This is a genomic window from Nocardia sichangensis (assembly GCF_047200615.1).
GTDB classification, from domain to species: Bacteria; Actinomycetota; Actinomycetes; order Mycobacteriales; family Mycobacteriaceae; genus Nocardia; species Nocardia sichangensis.
On the sequence record NZ_JBJZOK010000007.1, the window covers coordinates 1 to 22,599 of the forward strand.

The window sequence follows — 22,599 nt, forward strand, 5'->3', positions numbered from 1 at the left end:
CAGTACGCGAAGGTCGTCGCCGATCCCAATCTGGTCTCCGACTGGGTGGAGGAGACCCTGCGTTATGACACCTCGAGTCAAATGATCGCTCGTACCGCGACCGAGGACCTCGCGTATCACGGGGGCGTGGTTCCGGCGGGGGCGAAGGTGTTGTTGCTGATCGGTTCGGCCAACCGGGATGCGGCGGTGTTCGAGGACGGTGACAGTTTCCGTATCGATCGTGCCGATCGGTCCGGGCTGGTGAGTTTCGGGGCGGGTGTGCATTTCTGCTTGGGGGCGCACTTGGCGCGTGTGGAAGCGACGGTGGCGCTGACGGAGTTCGCGTCGCGTGTGCGGTCCTACGACGTCCTCGAATCCGGGATCGCCCGGGTTCATTCGTCCAATGTGCGTGGCTTCGCGCACCTACCCATCACCGTGGAGACCCGATAATGCCAAGATTCGCACCCCATCCGGAGCGCAGGCCCGCGCTCGTCGCCGGCGCCTCCTCCGGGATCGGCGCGGCCACCGCCGTCGCCCTGGCCGAACTCGGCCACCCGGTCGCGCTCGGCGCGCGTCGCGTCGAGCAGTGCGCCGAACTGGCGGACAAGATCCGGGCCGACGGCGGTGCGGCGTTCGCCCATCGGTTGGACGTCACCGAGCCGGATTCGGTGGCGGAATTCGTGCGTGCCGCCGAAGAAGCGCTCGGCCCTACCGAGATCCTGGTCTCCAGTGCGGGCGACATCGAGTTCGGGCAGGCGTACGCGATGGATCCGGAACGATTCGTGCGCCAGGTGCAGGTCCATCTGGTCGGCGCGCAGCGTCTCGTGCACCGGGTGCTGCCCGGCATGCTGCGCAGGCAGCGCGGCGACATCGTATTGATCAGTTCGGATTGCGCCTCCGAGCCGCGTCCGCGCACAGGCGCCTACAGCGCGGCCAAGGCGGGACTGGAAGCGATGGCCGCACAGATGCGTATGGAGCTCGAGGGTAGCGGCGTCCGCCTGTCCCAGGTGCGCCCCGGACCGACCTTGACCGGCATGGGCATGGACTCCACGCCCGAGATCGTCGGCCCGGTGCTGGAGGACTGGAAAGCGTGGGGGTTCGCCAGGCATCCGTACATGTTGCGCGCGAGCGACTTGGCCGCCGCGGTGGTCGCGGTGGTATTCACCCCGCGCGGCTCGCACTTGGTGCTGGTCGAAGTGCAACCCGAGGCGCCGATACGTCCCCTCCCGGACGACGCGGGACCGAACGAACAGTAAGGAGTCACGATGCGAGTGCTCGCCGATCTCGATCTGTGTCAGGGGCATGCCGTGTGCCAGGACGAGGCGCCGGAGGCGTTCCACGTCCCCAAACGCGGCAAAGTCGAGATCCTCGACGCCGCCGCGGACCCGCGGGCCCGCGACGACGTACAGCGCGCGGTCCGATACTGCCCGACCCAAGCGCTGTCGATCGCCACGGACGAATGAGCGGAATTCGTCCCTCGCGGCAGGTAGGCAGGGCGCGGCCGGGCGAATACGATGAATCCAAAATCGGAACGTGTTCTAATTCAGTCGCGCGGTCCGGCCCGGCACCTGCGGCGATGCCCGACGTCATGGAGAAGATCCGATGAGCACAGCACACACCGACAAGGCCGAGAGCACCTTGCCCGCCAGGATCACCGGGGAACTGCTCGCCCGGTTGACCGGCCTGGTCGCCGCCGACGGTGGTGCGGCGCCATATGAGATGACCGAGGTCTACACCGGCGCGCCGGTCGGTGCGCTTCCGCAGTCGTCCCCGCAGGACGTGCTGACGGCGTGCGCCGCCGCCCGGGCGGCGCAGACGGAGTGGGCCGCACTGCCGCTGCGTCAGCGGCTTCGGGTGTTCGAGCGGCTGCACGAACTGATCCTCGGCGAGGTGGAGACCATCGCCGACCTCATCCAGATCGGGTGCGGCAAGACCCGTCGCATGGCCGTCGAGGAATCCTGCGACGTGCCCATGGTGATCAGCCATTACCTCAAGACCGCGCGCCGGGTGCTGCGGCCGAAGCGGCGCGGCGGCGCGATGCCGCTGATCACCTCCTCGATCGAGCAGCACCGGCCCAAAGGTCTCGTCGCCGTGATCGCGCCGTGGAACTTCCCCTTCGCCATCGCCCTGTCCGACGCCATGCCCGCGCTGATGGCAGGCAACGGCGTGGTCCTGAAGCCGGACAACAAGACCGCGCTGTGCGTGCTCTTCGGCGTCGAACTGCTGCACCGCGCCGGGCTGCCCCGCGGCCTGGTCCAGGTGGTGTGCGGTGAAGGGCCCGACATCGGGCCGACCCTGATCGACAACGTCGACTTCGTCATGTTCACCGGCTCGACCGCCACCGGCCGGATCGTCGGCGAGCAGGCCGGTCGCAACCTCATCGGATGCAGCCTGGAACTGGGCGGCAAGAACCCGATGATCGTGCTCGCCGACGCGAACCTGGACGAGGTGGTTCCCGGCGCGGTGTTCGCCGCGTTCGCCAACTCGGGGCAGGCGTGCATGCACATCGAACGGATCTACGTGCACCGGTCCCTCCACGAGGAATTCCTGCGCCGGTTGGTGGCCGCGGCGGCGGAATTGAACGGAAAGATCGGCGGGGCCTACGACTACACGCCGGAGTTCGGTTCGCTGGTCTCCCCGCAGCATCTGGAACGGGTCGCCGCGCACGTCGACGACGCTCGGGCCAAAGGCGCCACCGTGCGCGTCGGCGGGCAAGCGCGCCCGGATGTCGGTCCCGCTTTCTACGAGGCCACCGTGCTGACCGGCGTGACACCCGAGATGACCCACGCGACGCTGGAGACCTTCGGCCCGGTCGTCACCGTGTACCCGTTCGACGACGAGCAGGAAGCGGTGCGCCTGGCCAACGCGACCGACTACGGTCTCAACGCCAGCGTGTGGACCCGGGATGCGGCACACGGCGAGCGGATCGCCGCACAGCTGCAAGCGGGCAACATCAACATCAACGACGGCTTCGTCGCGACCTACGCCGCCAAAGGCACGCCGTCGGGTGGAGTGAAGCAGTCCGGAGTCGGCACCAGGCACGGTGACCAGGGCCTGTTGAAGTACACCGATACGGTGAACGTCGGCGTGCTCAAGAAGCAGGTGCTCGCCGCGCGGGCCGGTCAGCCTTACGACAAGCAGCTGAAGATGACCTTGATGTCACTGCGGCTGATGCGCCGGACCAGGTTGCGCTGAAAGCTCGTAGGCCGATGCGCCCGCGGCGGTCGGAAACCCGGTGATCCGGTAGCGTGGCCGTCGGGGTGGATCTACGGAATCGAGAACGGATACCTATGAGCCTTCGAGAAGTCCCGCTACGCACGCTGTCCGGCGAGTCGACGACCTTGGCCGACTTGGTCGGCGACCGCGCCGTGCTGCTGGTGAACGTGGCCTCGAAATGCGGGCTGACACCGCAGTACTCCGGCCTGGTCGAACTGCACGAGTCCTACGGCCCGCGCGGTTTCAGCGTGGTCGGCGTGCCGTGCAACCAGTTCATGGGGCAGGAGCCCGGCACGGCGGAGGAGATCCAGCAGTTCTGTTCCACCACCTACGGCGTCGACTTCCCCTTGCTGGAGAAGACCGACGTCAACGGCGACCAGCGCCACCCCCTCTACCAGACCCTGGCCGACACCCCCGACGCCGAAGGCAACGCCGGCGACATCCAATGGAACTTCGAGAAGTTCCTCATCGACCGCGACGGCAAGGTAGCGGGCCGCTTCCGCCCCCGGACGACTCCCGACGCCCCGGAACTGATCGCCGCCATCGAATCCGTACTCTGACCGGACGCGAACCCGGAGCCGCCGTCACCCGGGACGGCGGCTCCGGTCGTATCCACTCACGAATGGCGCATCGCTGCGGCGAATCGCGAGTAGACCTCTCGATGGCGTGCCACTCGACAACTTCGGGCCCGATCGGTCGCGCGGCCTCCGGGCACAGGCGTGCGGAGTGGTTGCCGAGCCGTCGCACAAGTTGGGCGGCGGCTCGGCTGTCGTGCGATCAGGAGCGGCGGGTGAGGGGTTCGCGTAGGCCGAGGTGGGCGCGGAGGGTGGTTCCGGTGTATTCCGTGCGGTAGACGCCGCGGTCTTGGAGTTCGGGAACGAGCCAGTTCACGATTTCGTCGAGGCCGGTCGGGACCAGGTAAGGGGAGATGTTGAAGCCGTCGGTCGCGCCGTGGCGGACCCAGCGGGCCAGTTCGTCCGCGACCTGGGTGGGGGTGCCCGCGAAGCCGGAACGTTCGGTGGAGGCGATCACGACTTCGCGCAGGGAGAGGTTTTCCGCCTCTGCCCTGGCCCGCCATTCGCGGGCGATGGCGATCGGGTCCTGTCCGGAACGCGGTGCGCCTCGGGTCTCCGAGATCGGGCGGGGCTGCGGATCGTCCGCGGGCAGGGGACCGTCGGGGTCGAGGCCGGACAGGTCGCGGCCCCAGATCTGGCCGGCCAGCGACAGCGCGGTCTGGCCGGTGTACTGGCCGCTCTTCACCCAGCGCACTTTCTCCTCGACCTCGGATTCCTTCTCCGCGAGGATGATCTGCGTGCCGGGCAGGATCCGGATGTCGTCCTCGGGGCGGCCCGCCGCGCGCAGGCGTGTACGGATGTCGTTCGCGAAGGCCAGCGCGTCGTCGAAATGCGTTCCGTGCCTGGAGAAGATGACATCGGCGTGCGCAGCGGCGAAATCGCGGCCGGTGGGTGAATCACCCGCCTGGAAGATCACCGGATGCCCTTGCGCGCTGCGCGGCAGCGTGGGGGTGATCGTCACGTCGAAGTGCGGGCCGGTCCGCACCACCGGATGGATCGCCTCGGCACGCGCCCACGACGGGCTCTGCTGCGAGGTCGCGATCGCGCCGTCGTCCCAGGCGTCCCAGATCGCCCGCACCGTGGCGACGAACTCCCCGGCGCGCTCGTAACGCAGCGCGTGGTCCAGGAACCCGCCGCGCCGGAAGTTCGCGCCGGTCCAGGCGTTGTCCGTGGTGACCGCGTTCCAGCCCGCCCGGCCACCGGACAGCAGGTCCAGGCCGCCGAGTTTGCGCGCCAGGTCGGCGGGCTCGTTGTAGGTGGTGTTCTGGGTGGCCACCAGGCCGATGTGGCGGGTGACGCCCGCCAGCGCGGCGAGCTGGGTGATCGCGTCGGGGCGGCCCGCGATGTCCAGCTCCAGGATCGCGCCGTCCTGCTCGCGCAGGCGCAGGCCCTCACCGAGGAAGAACGCGTCGAACAAGCCGCGCTCGGCGGTCTGCGCGACCCGGCGGAAGGTTTCGAAGTCGATCTGCGAGCCGCTGGACGGGTCGGACCAGATGGTGGTGTGGTTCACGCCCTGGAAGAAGACGCCGAAATGGACCTGGGCGTCGGGACGCGGGAAGTCGGTCACGGAAACGATCTCCTGACGATCAGCGGGTGGTCGCGTAGCGGTTGGCGGGGCGGTTCAGGCCGAGGTTGGCGCGCAAGGTCGAACCGGGGATCGGGCGGTGCGCGACGCCGGTGCGCAACAGCGCGGGGACGACCTCGCGCGCGAGCACGGGCAGATCCTCGTCGATCACGGCGAGGTGCAGCCGCACACCGTCCAGGTGCGCGCTGAGTTCGGTCAGCAGATCGGTCAATTCCCCGGCCGATCCGGAGAACGCCAGGCGGCCCGGCGAACCGGAGGATTCGCCGAATCGCTGTGCTGCGCGCGTGCCCGGAACGTCCAAGGTCACTTCGACTTCGGCGAACGCGAGTGCGGCCCCGTCGGAGTCCGCCGCCACGGCCGCCGCGACGGAATCGGCGGCGACGAGCCGGACATCGACCTCGCCTTCGGTGCCGAACACCACGGGCTGACCCTGTGGCGGCCGCGGCACGATCGCGGGTCCCTTCACCGAGAAGGTCTCGCCCTGGAAGTCGATGTAATGCAGCTTGTTCCGGTCCAGGAATCGGCCGCTGGCGTAGTCGCGGATCACCGCGTCGTCTTCCCACGAGTCCCACAGGCGACGGGCCACCTCGATCGAATCCCGTTGCTCGCGGGCCAGATCGGCGTCTTCCGACACCGGTCGACGTCCCCAGGTGGCGGCGGCGCGCGGATCGTCGACGCGCTCGGCGATCCATCCGGCCCGTCCCCGCGAGGCGTAGTCCAGCGACGCCACCTGCGATGCCGTGTGGAACGGTTCGGCGTAGGTGGTGGCGACGGTAGGAACCAGACCGATCGTGCTGGTCGTCGCCGCGACGAAGGACGCCCGCGTCACCGCGTCGATGCGACCGGGAATCTCCTGCCCCGGCAGGATCGAGTCGGCGAACGTGGCCAGGGTGAACCCGGCGTTCTCGGCGGCGGCCACCCGCCTGTGCACGGTATCCGCGGTGAGCAGACGGTCCGGCGCGTGTGCCGCCCGCCGCCACGCCTCGGGGCGGAACCCCTCTCCGTCGAGTTCTACACCGAGCGCGAAAACGCCCATCCCGCACCTTCTTTCATCCCGCGAACGATGACGCGACGATCGGTGGCCCGAGCCGGGCACGATGCGGCTCGGGCCACCGGCGGCGCACCCCTTGCGAGCATGCGCGCAAGGGGCGGCCGATCGCGATGGTTTGCGTCGCGATGATTCGAAGGTTGTCGAACGGAGGGTCGGCTACCGTGCCGCACGAGCCGCGAAAGCGGCCGCCAGCAGGACCGTGACGCCCTCGGCGATCGCGGTGCCGCCGAGCGCATGCGCCGCACTGCGCACCGTGCTGCCCGCGAGGCCGAGGAACAGCGACCCGAAACCGGCGATCCCGACCACCACGCCGAGTTGCACGTTGGTCACCAGGATGCCGCTCGCGTCGGCCGCCAGGCTCATCGGGACCTTGGCCAGCGTGCGGGTCATGAGCGGACTGAAGGCGATACCGTTGCCCGCGCCGCACAGGCCGAGCAGGGTCAGCGCGAGCGGTCCGACCTCGCCGCCGTCACGTAGCAGCACGCCGAGGGCGACCATGCTCACCGCCCCGACGACCAGGCCGAGCGGGATCATCACCGGATGGAACCGGGCCGGGACGCGTTCCCAGTTCAGGCTGGCGACGGCGAAGGTCACGCCGAGGGGGACGAACAGCAGACCCGCGTGCAGCGCGCTGTAGCCCAGCGTGCTCTGTAGGTGGATCGCCATGACGAACATCCAGCCGCCGAAGGTCGCCATGGTCACGAACAGCGCGACCGCGGCGGGCACGAGGCCGGGCGCGGTGAGTACCGCCCGCGCGAACAGGGGCTCGCCGCCACGGGTGGCGACGACCCGCTCGATCGCCACGAACGAAGCGAAGCCGAGCACGCTGGCGGTCAGGGCGATCCACGACCACAACGGCCAATCCAGCTCCCGCCCCAGGACGAGCGGCAACACCAGCATCAGCACCGACGCGGTGAGCGTGGCCAGTCCCGGCAGATCGAGCTTGCGCTCGAGCCGCTGGGCCGAGGACGGCAGGATGCGCGGCGCCGCCGCGAGCAATACGAGGCCGATCGGCACGTTCACCAGGAACACGCCGCGCCAGCTGCTGCCGAAGAGATCGGCGTTGACGATCAGCCCGCCGAGGACCTGTCCGGCGACCATGCCGCCGGAGATGATGGCCGAGTAGACGCTCAGCGCCCGCGCGCGGGCATCGCCGGTGAAGGTGCGCTGGATGAGCGTCATGATCTGCGGCACCATGGCCGCCGCGCCGACGCCCTGGGCGAACCGGAAGACGATCAGCGATGCCTCGTTCCAGGCCAGACCGCAGGCCAGCGAGGAGAGGGTGAACAGCGCGAGTCCGGCGATGAACGCGCGGCGCTGGGTGAATCGGTCGCCGAGGCGCGCCCCGGTGACCAGCAGGACGGCGTAGGCGATGACGTACCCGGCGACGATCAGTTGCAGCGCCGCGCCGCTGGTGTGCAGGGAATTGCGGATGGAGGGAATGGCGACGTTGACGATGGAGGCATCGAGCACCGCCATGAACTGCCCGGTGAGAATGACGGCGAGGAGGGCAAGCGAACGCCGCGCTCCCAGCACGGCCGGTGCGGCCGCGGCCGCGGCGGCCGTCGTCGCCGCGGGCCCCGGCGATATGGTCTGTGTCATGCATCGAGCATGCGGTGCGGCGGGCACCGGTAACAGGAGCCCGATAACACTGGTACCGACAGCACCAGGCTGAGTGTGCGGCACAACGCAATACCGAGTAGTTTCCGGACCTTCCCGGCGCCGTGTCCAGTGTCACAGACGTGCGCGGCGGCTATTGCCTGACCAAAGTACTTAGTCGAGCTAACGTGTTTAGGAAGGCGCGTTCAAGGACCGAAGGAGGTCGTCGTGGCACCCGAAACACGCGGGGAGCGGCTCATGCGCCGCATCACCCGGCTATATGCCGAATACGACGACATCCGCAACGCCACACCGCGTGCGGACGTCGCCGAGAAGATTCGCGACCCCGGAGCGGGGCTCGCTCAGATCGTCGAGACGGTGATGGTCGGCTACGCCGACCGGCCCGCCGTCGCCCAGCGCGCGACCGAGCTGCGCACCGACGAGACCGGACGCACCACGCTGACGCTGCTGCCGCGGTTCGACACCATCACCTACGGCGAGCTGTGGGAGCGCGTGCGCGCGGTCGCCGCCGCATGGCACGGTGACGCGGACACACCGCTGCGGGCAGGCGACTTCGTGGGCATCCTGGGCTTCACCAGCAGTGACTACACCACGCTCGACCTGGCCTGCATCCACCTCGGCCTGGTCGCGGTACCCATGCAATCCAGCGCCCCGGTCGCCCAGCTCACCGCGATCGTGGCGGAGACCGAGCCGCTGGCGCTGGCGGCGACACCGGAACTGCTCGACACCGCGGTGACGTGCGCGCTGTCGGAGTCCGGGCCACAACGGCTGGTCGTCTTCGACTACCACCCGGAAGACGACGACCAGCGGGCGGCGTTCGACGCGGCCCGCGCGCGGCTGGCCGACGCGGGCAGCGCGGTGCGCGTCGAATCGCTCGACGAGGTGCTGGCGCGCGGCCGGACGCTGCCGCCGGCGCCGCTGTTCGTCGCCGAGCCCGGCGAGGACCCGCTGGCGCTGCTGATCTACACCTCGGGCAGTACCGGAACCCCGAAAGGCGCGATGTACAGTCAGCGGCTGGTCGCCAGGGGATGGGTGAACCGGCCCGACGTCGCCGCGATCAACTTCAACTACATGCCGATGAGCCATGTGGCCGGTCGCGGGTCGCTGACCGGCGTGCTGGCGCGCGGCGGCACCGCGTACTTCGCGGCCGAGAGCGATATGTCGACGCTGTTCGACGACATCGCGCTGGCCCGGCCGACCGAGCTGTTCTTCGTTCCGCGCGTGTGCGACATGGTCTTCCAGCGCTACCAGAGCGAGGTGGACCGGCGCTACGGACCCGGTGTGGACCGCGTCGCGCTGGAAGCGGAGGTGAAAACCGAACTGCGCGAACACTTCCTGGGTGGACGGCTGGTCATGGCGATCTGCGGGAGCGCCCCGGTGTCGGCGGAGATGAAATCGTTCGTCGAGTCGGTGCTCGATCTGGAGTTGCACGACGGCTACGGATCCACCGAGGCGGGCGGCGTGGTCGTCATCGACGAACGGGTGCAGCGGCCGCCGGTACTGGACTACAAACTCGTCGACGTCCCCGAGCTGGGCTACTTCCGGACCGACAAGCCGCATCCGCGCGGCGAGCTGCTGTTGAAGAGCAGCACCCTGATCTCCGGGTACTACAAGCGGCCCGAGGTCACGGCCGAGGTCTTCGACTCCGACGGCTTCTACAAAACCGGCGACATCGTCGCCGAACTCGGCCCGGATCACCTGGTCTACGTCGATCGGCGCAACAACGTGCTGAAACTCTCCCAGGGCGAATTCGTCGCGGTCTCGCGCCTGGAGTCGGTCTACGCGACCAGTCCGCTGATCCGGCAGATCTTCGTGTACGGCAGCAGTGAACGCGCCTATCTGCTCGCCGTGATCGTGCCCACCGAGGACGTGCTGGCCTGGGGCGATCCCGAGAAGATGAAGACGGCGCTGAGCGACTCGCTGCGACAGCTGGCCAAGGACGCCGAGCTGCAGTCCTACGAGATCCCGCGCGAGTTCCTGATCGAGCCGGAACCGTTCACCACCGCCGACGGGTTGCTGAGCGGCATCGGGAAGCTGTTGCGGCCCAAGCTCAAAGAGCACTACGAGCCGCGCTTGCAAGCACTCTACGCCGAGCAGGCCGCCGGGCAGGCGAACGAACTGCTCGACCTGCGCCGCACCGCGGATCACCTGCCCGTGCTGGAGACGGTGAGCCGCGCGGCGAAGGCCGTACTGGGCTGCGCGGACGCCGATCTGCGCCCCGACGCGCACTTCGGCGACCTCGGCGGCGATTCGCTCTCGGCGCTGTCGCTGTCGAACCTGCTGCACGAGATCTTCGAGGTCGAGGTGCCGGTGTCGGTGGTGATCAGCCCGGCCAACGGTCTGCGCCAGGTGGCGGCTTACATCGCGGCCGAGCGCGCCTCGGGGACGCGGGGCGCCACCTACGCCTCGGTGCACGGCGCCGGGTCGCAGGTCCGCGCCGCCGATCTGACCCTCGACAAGTTCCTCGACGCCCGCACCCTCGCCGAGGCGCCGAATCTGGCGCGCCCCTCCGCAACCGTGCGCACGGTGCTGCTGACCGGCGCGAACGGCTACCTCGGCCGTTTCCTGTGCCTGGAATGGCTGCGACGGATGCACGACAGCGGAGGCACGCTGGTCTGCCTGGTCCGGGGTTCCGACGCCGCCGCGGCGCGCAAGCGACTCGACAGCGCCTTCGACACCGGAGACCCCGGCCTGGTCCAGGAATTCCAGGATCTGGCCGCCGCGCATCTGGAGGTGATCCCCGGCGACATCGGTGATCCGAACCTGGGGCTCGACGATCGGACCTGGCAACGGCTGGCCGAACAGGTCGACGTGATCGTGCATCCCGCCGCGCTGGTCAACCACGTGCTGCCGTATCGGCAACTGTTCGGTCCCAACGTGGTCGGCACCGCCGAGTTGATCCGTCTCGCCCTGACCACGCGGCTCAAGCCGTTCACCTATCTGTCCACGGTCGCCGTGGCCACGCAGATCGACTCGGCCGTCTTCGCCGAGGACGGCGACGTCCGCGAGCTCAGCGCGGTGCGCGCGGTGGACGACAGTTACGCCAACGGCTACGGCAACAGCAAGTGGGCAGGCGAGGTGCTGCTGCGCGAGGCCAACGACCTGTGCGGGCTTCCGGTGGCGGTGTTCCGGTCGGACATGATCCTCGCCGACCGGCGTTACACCGGTCAGCTCAACGTGCCCGACATCTTCACCCGGCTACTGCTGAGCCTGCTCGTCACGGGGATCGCGCCGTTCTCCTTCTACCGCACCGACGCGAACGGTCAACGCTCGCGCGCCCACTACGACGGCTTGCCCGCCGATTTCACCGCCGAGGCGATCACCATCCTCGGCGCGACGGCGGGGACGGGTTTCCACAGTTTCGACGTGCTCAACCCGCACGACGACGGCCGCTCGCTCGACGAGTTCGTCGACTGGCTGATCGAGGCGGGCCATCGCATCGAGCGGATCGCCGATTACGACGAGTGGGTCACCCGATTCGAGACCTCCCTGCGGGCGTTACCGGAAGCTCAGCGCCAGGCCTCCGTGCTGCCGTTGTTGCACGCCTATCGACGACCGGCCCCGGCCGTTCGTGGCTCGGCATTGCCCGCGGACAAATTCCGTGCTGCCGTCCGAGCCGTGAAAATCGGCGCCGATCAGGATATTCCGCAGATCTCCCGGGAGCTGATCGAGAAATACGTCACCGACCTGGGCGTGCAGGGCTTGCTGTAGGAGCTAGGACGGCTTCGGCACGGCATCGAGCAAGGCGTTGCCGATGCGTTCGGCTTGGATCAACACGTTCGTCTGCGCCGAGAGGTAGTCGCCGATGCCTTCGTCCTGCGCGGCCCGCAGATACGGCGGCAGCGGTTGCTGGATCTCGGTGCGAATGACGTTGTCCAGCAGCGACTCCATCTCGCCGCGCAACGGATTCCCGGTGGCGGCTTGGTTGTCGAGTTCGAGCCTGCCGCCGTCGGTGCTGTAGTCGTAGAGCTCGAATTCCTGTGCGGCCGCCGGGTCGATCTGGATCCGGCCGTGCACCCAATGGGAATAGGAGGCGAATTTCGCGTCCGGGGTGCGCACCATCGCGACGTGGCCCGGGGCGTTCTGATCGAACAGCATCGCGGCTTCCTCGATCGAAGCCTCGTCGGTGGTATGGGCGACCCACGGCCTGCCCGCGGCTCCCGGGTTGCGGCACAGCGCGGCGATGTCGAGACGCCCGCTGAGATGTTCGTAGCGTCCGTCGCCGCGCCATTCGTCGCCGCCGGTGCCGATGGTGAGCAGCAGGGGAGTGAAATCGACACTGGAAGTGAGCTGGTCCCTGGTGCTCGTCCCGTTCACCGGGCTCAAGTGGCCGCGCGGATCGTGAACGTAGAGCGGGACGCGCAGCGCCTCGTCGTAGGCGGCGCCGCCTTTGCCGTGCAGGCCGTGGGAGCCCGCGTAATCACCGTGGTCGGAGGTGAAGACGACGACGGTGTTGGCGGCGACGTCCGGACGCGACTGCAAGGTGTCCAGCACGCGGCCGATCTGGATATCGACCTGCTGCTGCGCCCACAGATACAGATTGCGCATCTCGATCCAGGCCTGCATGGCTTCCGGCGTTCCGTAGGGCGCCGCTCCGAACGCTACCGCCGAGACCTCCACCAGCGCCATCTGCAGGCGCGGTTTGCGCGAAAGTTGTTCGAGCGACTCGAAATTGGGCGGCAGCTCGTTCATCCAGCGTGGGATGTCGGCGTTGAACTGGTCGCGACGGGTCCAGCGCGGCCACCATTGGATGTCGTGCGGGTTGACCAGCGACACCGTCGTGCACCAGGGCGCATTGCCGGAATCGTTGTGGAACCAGTCGACGAACTGGTCGACGATCTTCGGATCCATTTGCAGCCCTTGACCCGGCGCGCCGTTCGGTGAGGGATAGGTGCCGCCGTGGAATCCGTAGGCTTCGAGCGCGCCCGGTGTGCGATCCGGGTAGCTGCCGAGATGCCACTTGCCCCAGTATGTGGTGTCGTAACCGTGGTCGCGCAGCATGGACCCCCACGTCGGGAACAGCGGCGACAACGTCGATTCCGACACGACCATGACCCCGGTCTGCTGCGCGTAGAGGCCGGTCAGCAGGCAACCCCGGGCGGGCGTGCAGTCGTTGGCCGCCGTGTAGTGATTCTCGAACGACACGCTGCCCCGGCGGATCCGTGCGATGTTCGGCAGCACGGCGTCCAGCGTCTGCTGGTCGGGAAACCATACGGGTGTCCGCATCTCGTCCACGATGATCAACAGGATGTTCGGCTTGTCCGGATCGGTGTCCGCTCGGGCCTTGCCCGGCGCGGCTCCGGTCGTGACGGCGGCCGCGGCCGTGGCCGAAGTGGCCGCACTGGACAGAAATCCCCTGCGAGTGAACGAGCTCGGCAATGTTCCTCCACGAATGAGTCGTGTTCGGTCGAATGGAACGCGGAGAATCTCGGTGCTGTGTACCGTAGCGCCGCCCGGTGTGCGCTACCCGCACGCCGGTGCGGACACGCCGCCATGTCGTCGTACAGATGAGCTGGTCGGACCGGATCGAGGCCGGGCTGCGAAGAAGGCGGCGAGGAGACTGCCGGAGGCCGGGTTACGGCAGGCCGACCAGGTCGGCCATCACGTTCATGTGGTGACCGAAGTATTCGTCGCGGGCGTCGATGGTTCCGTTCAGGCGGCCGAAGATCTCGAAGCTGATCAGGCCGAACAGCTGGGTCCAGCCGACGAAGACCCGGTCGAGTACGTCTTCGGGCATGTCGGCGGGCGGCTTCTGCTCGATGAGTCGGCGCAGGTCGGTGCGGACGGGCGCGGGCAGCGGGGCCGGAAGCGGTGGCGGTGTCAGTTTTCCCGCCCCCTCCTGCGCGATGGCGACCAGCCGGAAGACCACGGCCGTGGCGGGGGCCACGGTGTCCTCGGGTGCGAAGTATCCGGGTACCGGGCTGCCGTAGAGCAGTCCGTATTCGGCCGGATGGGCCAGCGCCCAGTCTCGCACCGCCGAGCACACCGCCAGCCACCGGCCGCGTAGATCGGCGGTGGGAACCTTCGCGTCGGCGGTTTCGGCTTCGGCGGCCAGGGCGCGGTAGGCGTCGAGAATCAAGGCGGTCAACAGGTCGTCCCGGCTCGGGAAGTAGCGGTAGAGCGCGGACGGAACGATGTCCATATCCCGTGCGACCCCGCGTAAGGACAGGTTCGCGCCGTCCACGGCCAACCGTCTGCGCGCGACCTCTTTGATCTCCTCGGTCATCTCGGAGCGGATGCGGGCGCGTAGGGATCGGGCGGACATCTCCCCAGTGTAGAGAACAAGCAACCGATAACAGAACATATGTTGGTTCGGTGAACAGTGCTCTTGACTTCACGCATTGTTCTGACTTACGGTGAAGCCGCATTGAGAACACTGTTCTCTAAACGGAACGCCCGACAGGATGGATTGCCATGGTTCTGCACGTTGTCATCGGAGCCGGCCCGGTGGGCGCGACCACCGCCGCGTTGCTCGCCGCACGCGGCGCCCAGGTGCGCGTGATCACCCGGCGCGGCGTCGGCCCGGATCATCCGCTGATCGAGCGCGTCGCCGCCGACGCCACCGACTCGGCGGCATTGATCGGGCATTGTGCGGGCGCGGAGGTGATCTTCCAGTGCGCGCAGCCTCCGTATCACCGCTGGGCGAGCGACTTTCCGCCCCTGGCCGCCGCCGTGTTGCAGGCGGCGGAGGCTACCGGCGCCGCGCTGCTGAGCGTCGGAAACCTCTACGGCTACGGTCAGGTCGACGGTCCGATCAGCGAACAGCACCCGCTGCGTCCCAACAGCGTGAAAGGGCGCGTGCGCGCGGAGCTCTGGACCGAGGCGCTGGCGGCGCACGAAGCGGGCCGCGTCCGCACCGCCGAAGTACGCGGATCGGACTACCTCGGCGCCGGAGCGACGTCGGCGTTCACCGTCGCGGCGCTGCCCGCCGTGCTGGCCGGCCGCCGGGTGCTGTTCCCCGCCGATCCGGACGCCGCGCACAGCTGGACCGACGTCACCGACACCGCACGTACTCTCGTCGCGGTCGCCCACGACGAAAACGCTTGGGGCCGCGCTTGGCACACGCCCACCGCGCCGCCGATGTCCCTTCGCGAACTCGCCGGGCTCGCGGCGACGGTCGCGGACGCGTCGCCCGCGCGGGTGAGCCGGATGCCCGCCGCGGTGCTCTGGGTCGGAGGGCTCTTCGATCCCAACGCCCGCGAGATGCGCGAACTGCGGTATCAGTTCGATCGTCCGTTCGTGATCGACTCCTCGGCCGCGACCGCGGCCTTCGGCATCGAGCCGACGCCCACCGCGGAATCACTGCGCGCCACGATCGCCGCCCTTCGCGACGAGGCGTCCGCATCCATCGACTGACGTCCGGCGGACGATTCGTGGGGAGGGGACCCCGAACACGTCGTGGCGGACGAAGGCCAGGCGCTCGCTCGGGTCCGAGGAGTCATGAGCAGACCGGGCGCCGCGCCGCTACCGCCTGTCGGGAAGCGACCTCGTGCGACCCACAGGATGATTTCGACCTAGCTGCCGGGAACCACGGCCGTCACTCAGGGTCGCGGCCGCCGCGCGAAAGTAGATCTCGGTAGTCGCGCTCGCCGTCGGCGTGCTCATGCCCACTCCTCGGGTAGTCCCTCGATCAGCCGCGATGGGGTGTCCGACGCCGTCCGGACGGCGTCGGCCGGGTAGCGTCGACAACCTCGCCTATGACGAGAGACACCGGGGGAGAGGTAACACAACCGATCCCCGGTCTATCATGATGGCTGATTCCCGCCAGCGCGGGCGGGGTGGCGGTGACCAGGATCGTGCGCATGACAGCTGATGTGATGAGCACCCTGAGGGCCTTCTACGCGTCGGAGGCGGCGTATCTCACCGACGGGTCCGGGTTCGAGGAAACGGCCCGGCATCTGGCGCCGGATGTGGTCATGCGCCAGGCGTCGAGCCTGCCCTATGGCGGCGATTGGCATGGACACGACGGATTCCGGAGATTCCTCGCCGCGATGCGAGAGAGCTGGGACGGCTTGTGGTTCGACGAGCAGCATTTCCTCGACGACGAGGCCAGCGTCGTGGTCTACAGCCGGGGTCGTCTACGTGCGCGGCGCACCGGACGGATACTGGAAACCTCACTGCTGCAATGGATCAGCTTTCGAGACGGCCTGATCACCGAATTCCGGCCCTACTATCACGACACTTCGGCGGTCCTGGCCGCCCTGACCGAAGGGCCGTCGGCCGCGCAGCCTCCGTCGGCCGATTGACCGATCCCCTGGCCGAACGGCTAATACCACTTACCCGGATAAGAACCATTCGGGCTGTGGTACAGGACTCCGGTCTCGTAGCAGACGAATTCACCGCGGGTGTCGAAGCAGGTCGCATAGTTGTTCGAGACTTTGCCCGAGATCACCAGGATCCAGTCGCCGATGACATCCATCGGGCGCTGATGCCATCCGCTCGCGACTTTGTTCAGTGTCGTGAGGTCTATGACGGGGCTGTCATCGGCATTTTGGATGTAGAGATACTTGCCGGCGAGGTAGACGTGCTGGAACCCGAGGCCCGCGGCGTCGTTACCTGACTTCTGGACGACGAACGTCTTCTTGTTCATGTCGTAGACGTTCAGGTAGGCGCTGTCGCTGCCTCCCCGCCCATACGCGAGCAATAGGTTTCCGCTGCGTTGGAACGACTGCGCGAAGGGCGCGATCGGTCCGACGAGCGCGGCGGCAGCCGAATCGAAGTAGAAGAGGTGGTAGTCGGGCCGACCGGCCTGTGCGACGAAAAAGCCGTTGTCCGCTGTCGTATGCGGTGAATCGATGGCCGTTCCGCCCGCGAGGCCGATGCCATCGAACCGCGCGATCTCGGAGCCGTCCTTCGCGCTGTTGAATACGATTCTCTGGCCGCTCTGCGTCCCCAACTCCCTTGCGAGACTCCGACCGTTGTAGCGGTCGCTGTAGAGCTGGCCTTCGTCGAGCTGCCAGGCAACGGCGAGCGTATCGAGGTCGAATCCGACGACGCGCGAACGAACTCGGACGATGAAACCGTATTCTGTCGGGGCCAGCACCGAGAACTTGTCGAGTGCGAGGTCTGCGGGCCAAGGCGCCTGAGCGACAGGTGCTCGATCGTTCACTCCGAACGCTTCGATCCTGGTCGAGTACTTTTCGGCATCCAGACCCGAAGCAGGTGTGCGAACCGAGACTATGTACACGACGCGCACATTTCGAGGCGTACCCATCACCGTGCAGAAGTGGTTGACGAGTTGCTCGGGCGCTTTGAGAATCGGTTGGGGGATCGGCTTGTTCGTGCCGGTCAGCGGATCGAACACCTGGCCGCCGCGGGTGAATTTGTCACCGGCATCGGGAGTGCAGCCCGAGAACACCGTCCCCGGACCGCGCATGCGGTTGTCGCCTTGCAGGAGTGGCACCGTCTCCGGTGGCGGCGCGGCGCTGGACGCCGGTGCGCCGGGGGTTCTGGCGGTTGCGGTCGTTGTCGCGGCGGCCGCCGATCTGGTTGCCGGACCCGGCGAATCGTCGGATGTGGCGCAACCGGCGATCACGACCGCGGCGGCCAGGACGACAGCACCCAAGATTCGTTGCACACACTGACCCATTTCCAACCCCAGACCGTGGACGCACCCGTTCGACCGGGCGTCGGCGGTAGCCTTCACGATCGGTCGATTCGACACCGACCCGAATGTAGAGCATGCGCACCGCATCTGAATGTCAGCTGTTCGACCGATATTCCGGAACCGGAGGCGGGAGAAACGCTGTATTCGGGGCGCTACTGCGATGCCGAAGTTCGCTCGACCCGCGTGCTGGTCACACTGCTGGGATCAGATGGGACGGAATCCGGCGCCGACGTCGTCGCGGGAGTCGATGTCGGCGAGGATGGCGTTGATGTCGGTTCCCACCTCGGGCCCGAGACACCCCATGCCCCAGTAGGCGTTGACCATGCCGACCAGGGTCGAACCGATCACCACCGGCGCGCCGGAATCGCCCTTGAGCACACACATTTGGGTCCAGGTGTCGCTGCCGCGGCCCATCATGTCGCCCCAGGCGACACCGCAGGTTCGGCCGGTCGTGCGGCCCTTCTTGCACACCACGTCGGGAAATCGCGCGGGTGCGCCGAGGCCGTCGATGGCGAAACCACCGACGTCGCGGGCTGGAGCGACCCGCGCGTCATCGAATTGGATGATCGCGTAGTCCAGTTCGTGATCGGCGTAGACGAACCGCCCCAGCACCCCATAGCTGGGATAGGTCACCGACGCCACCTGCGCCCCGGGCTCGCCACAATGCCCCGCCGTCAAACCGACCAGCCTGCCGGCCGCGTCGTAGCCGATGGCGGTGAGCGTGCACTCGGCCCGGTCATCGATCACGATCCCCGATCCACCGCCGATCGGCGGCAGCGGCAACTGCGGTACACCGGCCGCCGCACCGGCTCCGACGGAAACCGGGCCGCACACCAGCGCGGCCGCGGAAATCACCTTCATCAGCGAACGAGACACCGTTCCTCCCACCGAGCCGAGCGAACCTCACCACCACCGAGCTACCCACACCTACCACGCGGAAACGGAGGATCGGTCGCAAAGCTGTCGCTCCCGAGGTTCGGTCAGCCGTTTCACGGCGAGGCACTTTGCCGTTGACGATCGCGATCGGGTATCCATGCGGGTTCCGCGGCGGAATGTGAGCGTCGGGCCGCGGCTCGGTAGTACGTTGTCGTCAGGTTCCCATGGACGTTCCGGCTGCCCGCGCGGCAGTCGGTCGTCGAGTCCAATGCTTACCCGAACGCGGCGTCAGGGAGGAAATGTGGACATTACCGAGCTGATTCTCGATGACCATCACGAGCAGCGGCGGCTGTTCGCGATCCTGGAGCAGATCGATCGCGGGGAAACCGCCGCGCTGTCCGCGATCTGGGACAGACTGGCGGCCTTCCTCGAGCTGCACGCGCAGGCCGAGGAGGAGATCTTCTATCCCGAGTTGCTCCAGGCAGGGATCGCGGCCCGGCGCGCGAGCGGGACGGAGGACGAGACACTCGACGCGATCCACGACCACAACGAGATCAGGGACGCGGTCGCCGAAGTAGCGCGACACCAGGTCGGCACCGACGATTGGTACGCGGCCGTAGCTGCGGCGAACCTGGCCAACAGCGACCATATGGCCGAGGAAGAACGTGAGGGGCTCACCGACTTCCGCCGCCTGGCCGGGTTGGCGCGCCGCCACCAACTCGCCGTCGCCTTCGCCGCCTACGAAGCGAGCAATTACGCCGGCGTCGAGCCCGTAGACAAAGACCCTCTCGGCTATGTCCGCGCGGCGGAGGCGACACTGCGCACCGGGGCGAGTGGATCGCTCAGTGTCGGCAGCCTGAAGCGAATTCCACCGAGCTGAGCACCGTCGATGCGATGGGGGAGCGCATGTCTCGACCGTGCCCACTCGGATTCTGTTGCCTCGAAGAGCTTTTGGATTGGGTGGCCCGCTCTTCCATCGTGAGACGTGCTCTGCGGAGGCGCCATCCCGCGCTCGGTCGATCAGTCCTCGGCGAAGGTTCGGCCGAGCATGGCAATCTGGATGAGTGCCCCTCCCAGCGGGTGGCCGTCGGCACGACAACGCTAGGAGATCGCAGTTACATGGTCAGTGTTATCGGTGGTGGGATCGCGGGTAGTTGCCTGGCCGGTGGTCTCGCGCGGAAAGGTCGTCAGGTAACGGTCTACGAGCAGCAGCGCCCCGGTCCCGGAGCCGGGGCGTTTCTGTTCATCGATGGGCGCGGGCACGACGCGATGGAGGCGATGGGCGTCGATCGTTCGGCGCTGCATGAGGTTTCGTATCCGCTGGCGGGGCTCGACTATGAAGACAGTCGCGGTCGGCGCAGCGAAATGCCCAGTCGCGGTCATCGCTTCTGGTTGCGCCGCAACCTCATGGGTGTGTTGTCGGAGTTCGTCGCGGGCTCCGGCGCGGAGCTGCGCTACGGCGAGCCGATCACCGAGGTGACCTCGGGTGACGACGGCCACGAGATCCGGCGCGGCGCGGACGTCGTCGCCGCCGAGGGACTGGTGGTCGGCGCCGACGGTATCGACTCCGTGGTCCGCGCGGGCCTGGAACCCGGCCGCATCCCGGTCTACGCCGGTGACGTCGTGCTGTACGGGATGACCGGCACGCCATTGGATTCCCCGCCGGCCACCGCACCCGCGGTCCTGCACTTCTTCGCCGAGGTCGCCGAAGACGGCAGTGCCGGTAGTACTTTCGGGCACATCTGGCGCCCAGAGGATCCGGCGGCTCTGTGGTTCGTGCGGATCCCGCGCGAACCCCTGCCCGCTACCCGCGACGATATCGGGATGCGGCCGACCGGTGAATGGGCCGAAACCATCTTGGCCGCAACGCCTTCCATCGAGGCGCTGGTGTCGGATTTCCTGTCGCACACGGAACTGGTGCACGTCAGCAACGCCCGCGACGTTCCCCTGGACGGAGCGCGCGCGCCTCAGGATTCGGTGCTCCTGATCGGTGACGCCGACCACGCCATCACTCCGGCCGCCGGAGTCGGCGCACGTGACGCGCTCGAGGACGGACGCGCGGTGTTCGAGGCGATCGTCGGCGCCGGCTCACCCGCCGAAGCGATGACGCAGCGCCGCAAGCAGATCATCACCGATCGCGAGGCAGCCCAGCGGGCCCGACGGCGATGATCCGGCATTCGGTCCGCCGCGGTGCGGTCGCTCAGCAGCCTTGCCCACAGTGGCGCTGCACTCAGCGACCGAGATTCGCCGCCAGGATCGCGTCGAGGAGTGCCGGAAGTCGCCGCCCGGGGCCCGCGCTGGAGAACAGGCCCGAGGTGGTGAATGTGCCGACGATCCCCAACTGGAGCTGGTCGGCGAAGGAATCGGGATCGGGCACGGCAAGGCGTCGACCTAGCCTGCGAAGGCGCATGCCCAGTTCCCGCTCGTGCTGGAGGCAGCGGTCACGGATCTCGTCATGTCTCTCGGAGAATTCGGCCGCCGTGTTGACGAAGGCGCAGCCTCGGTATCCAGGTGATGCCGCCATGTCGGTCATCCATGTGATCTGGGCCCGCAGCTCTGCCTCGGCATCGTCGGCGAACTGCTCCGCCACCTCGTCCCACCGTGCCCACAGTTGCTGGTCGATTCGGTCGAGAACCGCGAGGATGAGCGCGTCTTTGGTGGGGAACCATCGGTAGAGGCTGGCTTTGGCGATGCCGGCGCGGCGTACGACCTCATCCACACCGACGGCATGCACACCGTTGTCGTAGAAGAGTTGACAGGCGATGTCGAGCACCGCTTCTCGAAGCGCCGGCCCACGCAGCCGGGGGGCGCGTGAACCGGCGGTGCCCTGTTGCCGGGGCGGGGCTGCCGGCGTCCCGGTTCGCTGGGTGGTCATTCCGCTGAGTCCGGCATCACGATGACGGCCTTGCCGATGCCGGATCGGCTGGTCACCCACTGCTGTGCCCGACTCGCCTCCGCGAGGCCGAAGGTCGCTCCGATGTGCACGCGCAAGGAACCGGCTTCCGCGAGTTCGGATAAGGCTCTCAGGCCTACGGGATCCGGGTCGACCAAGCAGGACACCGCGTCGATCCCACGCGCATCAGCCTCAGCCCGGTAGTCCGGGACTGCCCAGCCCAAGGCGAGCGCAGCGCAGCCGCCCGGGGCGATCCGGTCGAACAGCCGTAGGGCCAGATCGCCGCCTACGACATCGCATAAGGCGTCGGCCATGTCGATGGCGGCCACCGCCGCGGCGTCCCGATAGTCCACGCAGTCGTCGGCGCCCCATGAGGTGACCAGCGAGTGGTGCTCGGGCCGAGCGAGCGCGATCACTTCCGCATCGAGCGCGCGAGCGATCTGCACGGCGAGATGTCCGACACCGCCGGAGGCGCCGTCGATCAGGACACGCTTGCCCCGCTCCACCCTCGCCGCTCGGAGCATCTGCCAGGCGGTCAGCCCGCACAACGGCAGCGCGGCCGCCTCCACCATGGTGAGGCCTGCCGGAGCGCGCACCACGTGGTGTGCGGGAGCCGTCACGTACTCCGCGTAAGCCCCGGCCGGATGGGGGAACCGGGCCAAGCCGAAGACCGGGTCGCCGACGCGGTGCCTCGCCACGCCGTACCCGACCGCATCGACGGTTCCCGCCACGTCCCAGCCCGGGATGAGCGGAAGTGTCATCGACTGGACGTAGCCGTTCCCGCGACCGGTGTGCATGTCGACGGGGTTGACGCTGGTCGCCGCGACCTTGATCCGTACCTCCCCGGGAAGCGGCACCGGCCGGGGCAGTTGGCCCACGGCGAGCGGCGCGCCGAATTCGACGTGATGGGCGGCGAGCATCGTGGCAGGCGTCTCCTCCGCGGCTCCGATGATCATGCGCCCGCCCGCAAGTCTGACTCCGTAGCCATGAAGGACTCCATCCGTCGCGCCGATAGAGACTGATCTGTCTCGTTAAAAATAGAGACAGATCAGTTTTGTTGGCAATAGGTACGTCCGAATCCACCGACAGGAGTCCTGTTCGCGGCGCTCCCAGCGCCACCGCTCCACGAACTGACCGCACGAGCGATGTCCACAGAATCGGCTTCGAACACACTGGCGACCACTTCGAGTGGCATCT

At 67.9% G+C, this 22,599-nt stretch carries 19 protein-coding genes; 10 read left to right on the forward strand and 9 right to left on the reverse strand.

Features of this window, described 5'->3' with window-relative positions; all coding sequences use genetic code 11:
* From ACL03I_RS11730 to ACL03I_RS11750, 5 genes are all read left to right on the forward strand, one after another.
* The coding region (locus ACL03I_RS11730; RefSeq protein ID WP_412805885.1) for a cytochrome P450 at positions 1-429 on the forward strand (429 nt) is incomplete at its 5' end.
* Complete coding sequence (locus ACL03I_RS11735) at positions 429-1,235, forward strand: SDR family oxidoreductase (RefSeq protein ID WP_412805886.1); 807 nt, start codon at positions 429-431, stop codon at positions 1,233-1,235. The genes ACL03I_RS11730 and ACL03I_RS11735, both read left to right, overlap by 1 nt.
* A 9-nt stretch (positions 1,236-1,244) precedes the next feature.
* Positions 1,245-1,442, forward strand: coding sequence for a ferredoxin (locus ACL03I_RS11740; RefSeq protein WP_355075050.1), 198 nt, complete (start codon positions 1,245-1,247; stop codon positions 1,440-1,442).
* Between the two features lie 139 nt (positions 1,443-1,581).
* Positions 1,582-3,174 (forward strand): succinic semialdehyde dehydrogenase, encoded by a 1,593-nt coding sequence (locus ACL03I_RS11745; RefSeq protein ID WP_412805887.1) that lies wholly within the window; start codon positions 1,582-1,584, stop codon positions 3,172-3,174.
* Positions 3,175-3,269: 95 nt separating this feature from the next.
* A complete protein-coding gene (locus ACL03I_RS11750; RefSeq protein ID WP_412805888.1) occupies positions 3,270-3,755 on the forward strand; it encodes a glutathione peroxidase in 486 nt (161 codons plus the stop codon).
* A 217-nt stretch (positions 3,756-3,972) separates the two neighbouring features.
* Here ACL03I_RS11750 and ACL03I_RS11755 read toward each other — a convergent pair whose 3' ends face one another.
* The 3 genes from ACL03I_RS11755 to ACL03I_RS11765 form a co-directional block, all read right to left on the reverse strand.
* Positions 3,973-5,337, reverse strand: a complete 1,365-nt coding sequence (locus tag ACL03I_RS11755) for an NtaA/DmoA family FMN-dependent monooxygenase (RefSeq protein WP_355075055.1) — start codon at positions 5,335-5,337, stop codon at positions 3,973-3,975.
* A gap of 19 nt (positions 5,338-5,356) precedes the next feature.
* Entirely contained in the window at positions 5,357-6,391 is a 1,035-nt protein-coding gene (locus ACL03I_RS11760) for an LLM class flavin-dependent oxidoreductase (protein WP_412805889.1), read from the reverse strand.
* Between the two features lie 171 nt (positions 6,392-6,562).
* Entirely contained in the window at positions 6,563-8,008 is a 1,446-nt protein-coding gene (locus ACL03I_RS11765; RefSeq protein WP_355075059.1) for an MFS transporter, read from the reverse strand.
* A gap of 255 nt (positions 8,009-8,263) precedes the next feature.
* On the opposite strand from ACL03I_RS11765, the gene car reads away from it, so the two are divergent.
* The gene (gene car / locus ACL03I_RS11770) at positions 8,264-11,737 is read left to right on the forward strand and encodes a carboxylic acid reductase (RefSeq protein WP_412806036.1); all 3,474 of its coding nucleotides are present in this window, start codon (positions 8,264-8,266) and stop codon (positions 11,735-11,737) included.
* 3 nt (positions 11,738-11,740) lie between these two features.
* On the opposite strand, the gene ACL03I_RS11775 is transcribed toward car, so the two are convergent.
* Both ACL03I_RS11775 and ACL03I_RS11780 read right to left on the reverse strand, forming a co-directional pair.
* Positions 11,741-13,405, reverse strand: coding sequence for a sulfatase-like hydrolase/transferase (locus ACL03I_RS11775; RefSeq protein ID WP_412805890.1), 1,665 nt, complete (start codon positions 13,403-13,405; stop codon positions 11,741-11,743).
* Between the two features lie 196 nt (positions 13,406-13,601).
* Positions 13,602-14,291, reverse strand: a complete 690-nt coding sequence (locus tag ACL03I_RS11780; RefSeq protein WP_355075063.1) for a TetR/AcrR family transcriptional regulator — start codon at positions 14,289-14,291, stop codon at positions 13,602-13,604.
* A gap of 149 nt (positions 14,292-14,440) precedes the next feature.
* Here ACL03I_RS11780 and ACL03I_RS11785 point away from each other — a divergent pair, with 149 nt between their 5' ends.
* Together ACL03I_RS11785 and ACL03I_RS11790 are read left to right on the forward strand one after the other, a co-directional pair.
* Positions 14,441-15,382, forward strand: a complete 942-nt coding sequence (locus tag ACL03I_RS11785) for an NAD-dependent epimerase/dehydratase family protein (protein WP_412805891.1) — start codon at positions 14,441-14,443, stop codon at positions 15,380-15,382.
* 446 nt (positions 15,383-15,828) lie between these two features.
* On the forward strand, positions 15,829-16,272 hold the full coding sequence (locus tag ACL03I_RS11790) for a nuclear transport factor 2 family protein (protein ID WP_412805892.1): 444 nt from the start codon (positions 15,829-15,831) through the stop codon (positions 16,270-16,272).
* A 20-nt stretch (positions 16,273-16,292) separates the two neighbouring features.
* On the opposite strand, the gene ACL03I_RS11795 is transcribed toward ACL03I_RS11790, so the two are convergent.
* The gene (locus tag ACL03I_RS11795) at positions 16,293-17,402 is read right to left on the reverse strand and encodes a hypothetical protein (RefSeq protein ID WP_412805893.1); all 1,110 of its coding nucleotides are present in this window, start codon (positions 17,400-17,402) and stop codon (positions 16,293-16,295) included.
* A 435-nt stretch (positions 17,403-17,837) separates the two neighbouring features.
* Complete coding sequence (locus ACL03I_RS11800) at positions 17,838-18,509, reverse strand: chymotrypsin family serine protease (RefSeq protein ID WP_412805894.1); 672 nt, start codon at positions 18,507-18,509, stop codon at positions 17,838-17,840.
* Positions 18,510-18,810: 301 nt separating this feature from the next.
* Here ACL03I_RS11800 and ACL03I_RS11805 point away from each other — a divergent pair, with 301 nt between their 5' ends.
* Complete coding sequence (locus ACL03I_RS11805; protein ID WP_355075075.1) at positions 18,811-19,389, forward strand: hemerythrin domain-containing protein; 579 nt, start codon at positions 18,811-18,813, stop codon at positions 19,387-19,389.
* A 239-nt stretch (positions 19,390-19,628) separates the two neighbouring features.
* Entirely contained in the window at positions 19,629-20,678 is a 1,050-nt protein-coding gene (locus tag ACL03I_RS11810) for an FAD-dependent oxidoreductase (protein ID WP_412805895.1), read from the forward strand.
* A gap of 61 nt (positions 20,679-20,739) precedes the next feature.
* Here the strand turns inward: ACL03I_RS11810 and ACL03I_RS11815 are convergent, their stop codons facing one another.
* On the reverse strand, positions 20,740-21,384 hold the full coding sequence (locus ACL03I_RS11815; RefSeq protein ID WP_412805896.1) for a TetR/AcrR family transcriptional regulator: 645 nt from the start codon (positions 21,382-21,384) through the stop codon (positions 20,740-20,742).
* On the reverse strand, positions 21,381-22,358 hold the full coding sequence (locus ACL03I_RS11820; RefSeq protein ID WP_412805897.1) for an NADP-dependent oxidoreductase: 978 nt from the start codon (positions 22,356-22,358) through the stop codon (positions 21,381-21,383). The genes ACL03I_RS11815 and ACL03I_RS11820 overlap by 4 nt, the downstream gene beginning before the upstream one ends.
* Between the last annotated feature and the right edge of the window lie 241 nt (positions 22,359-22,599).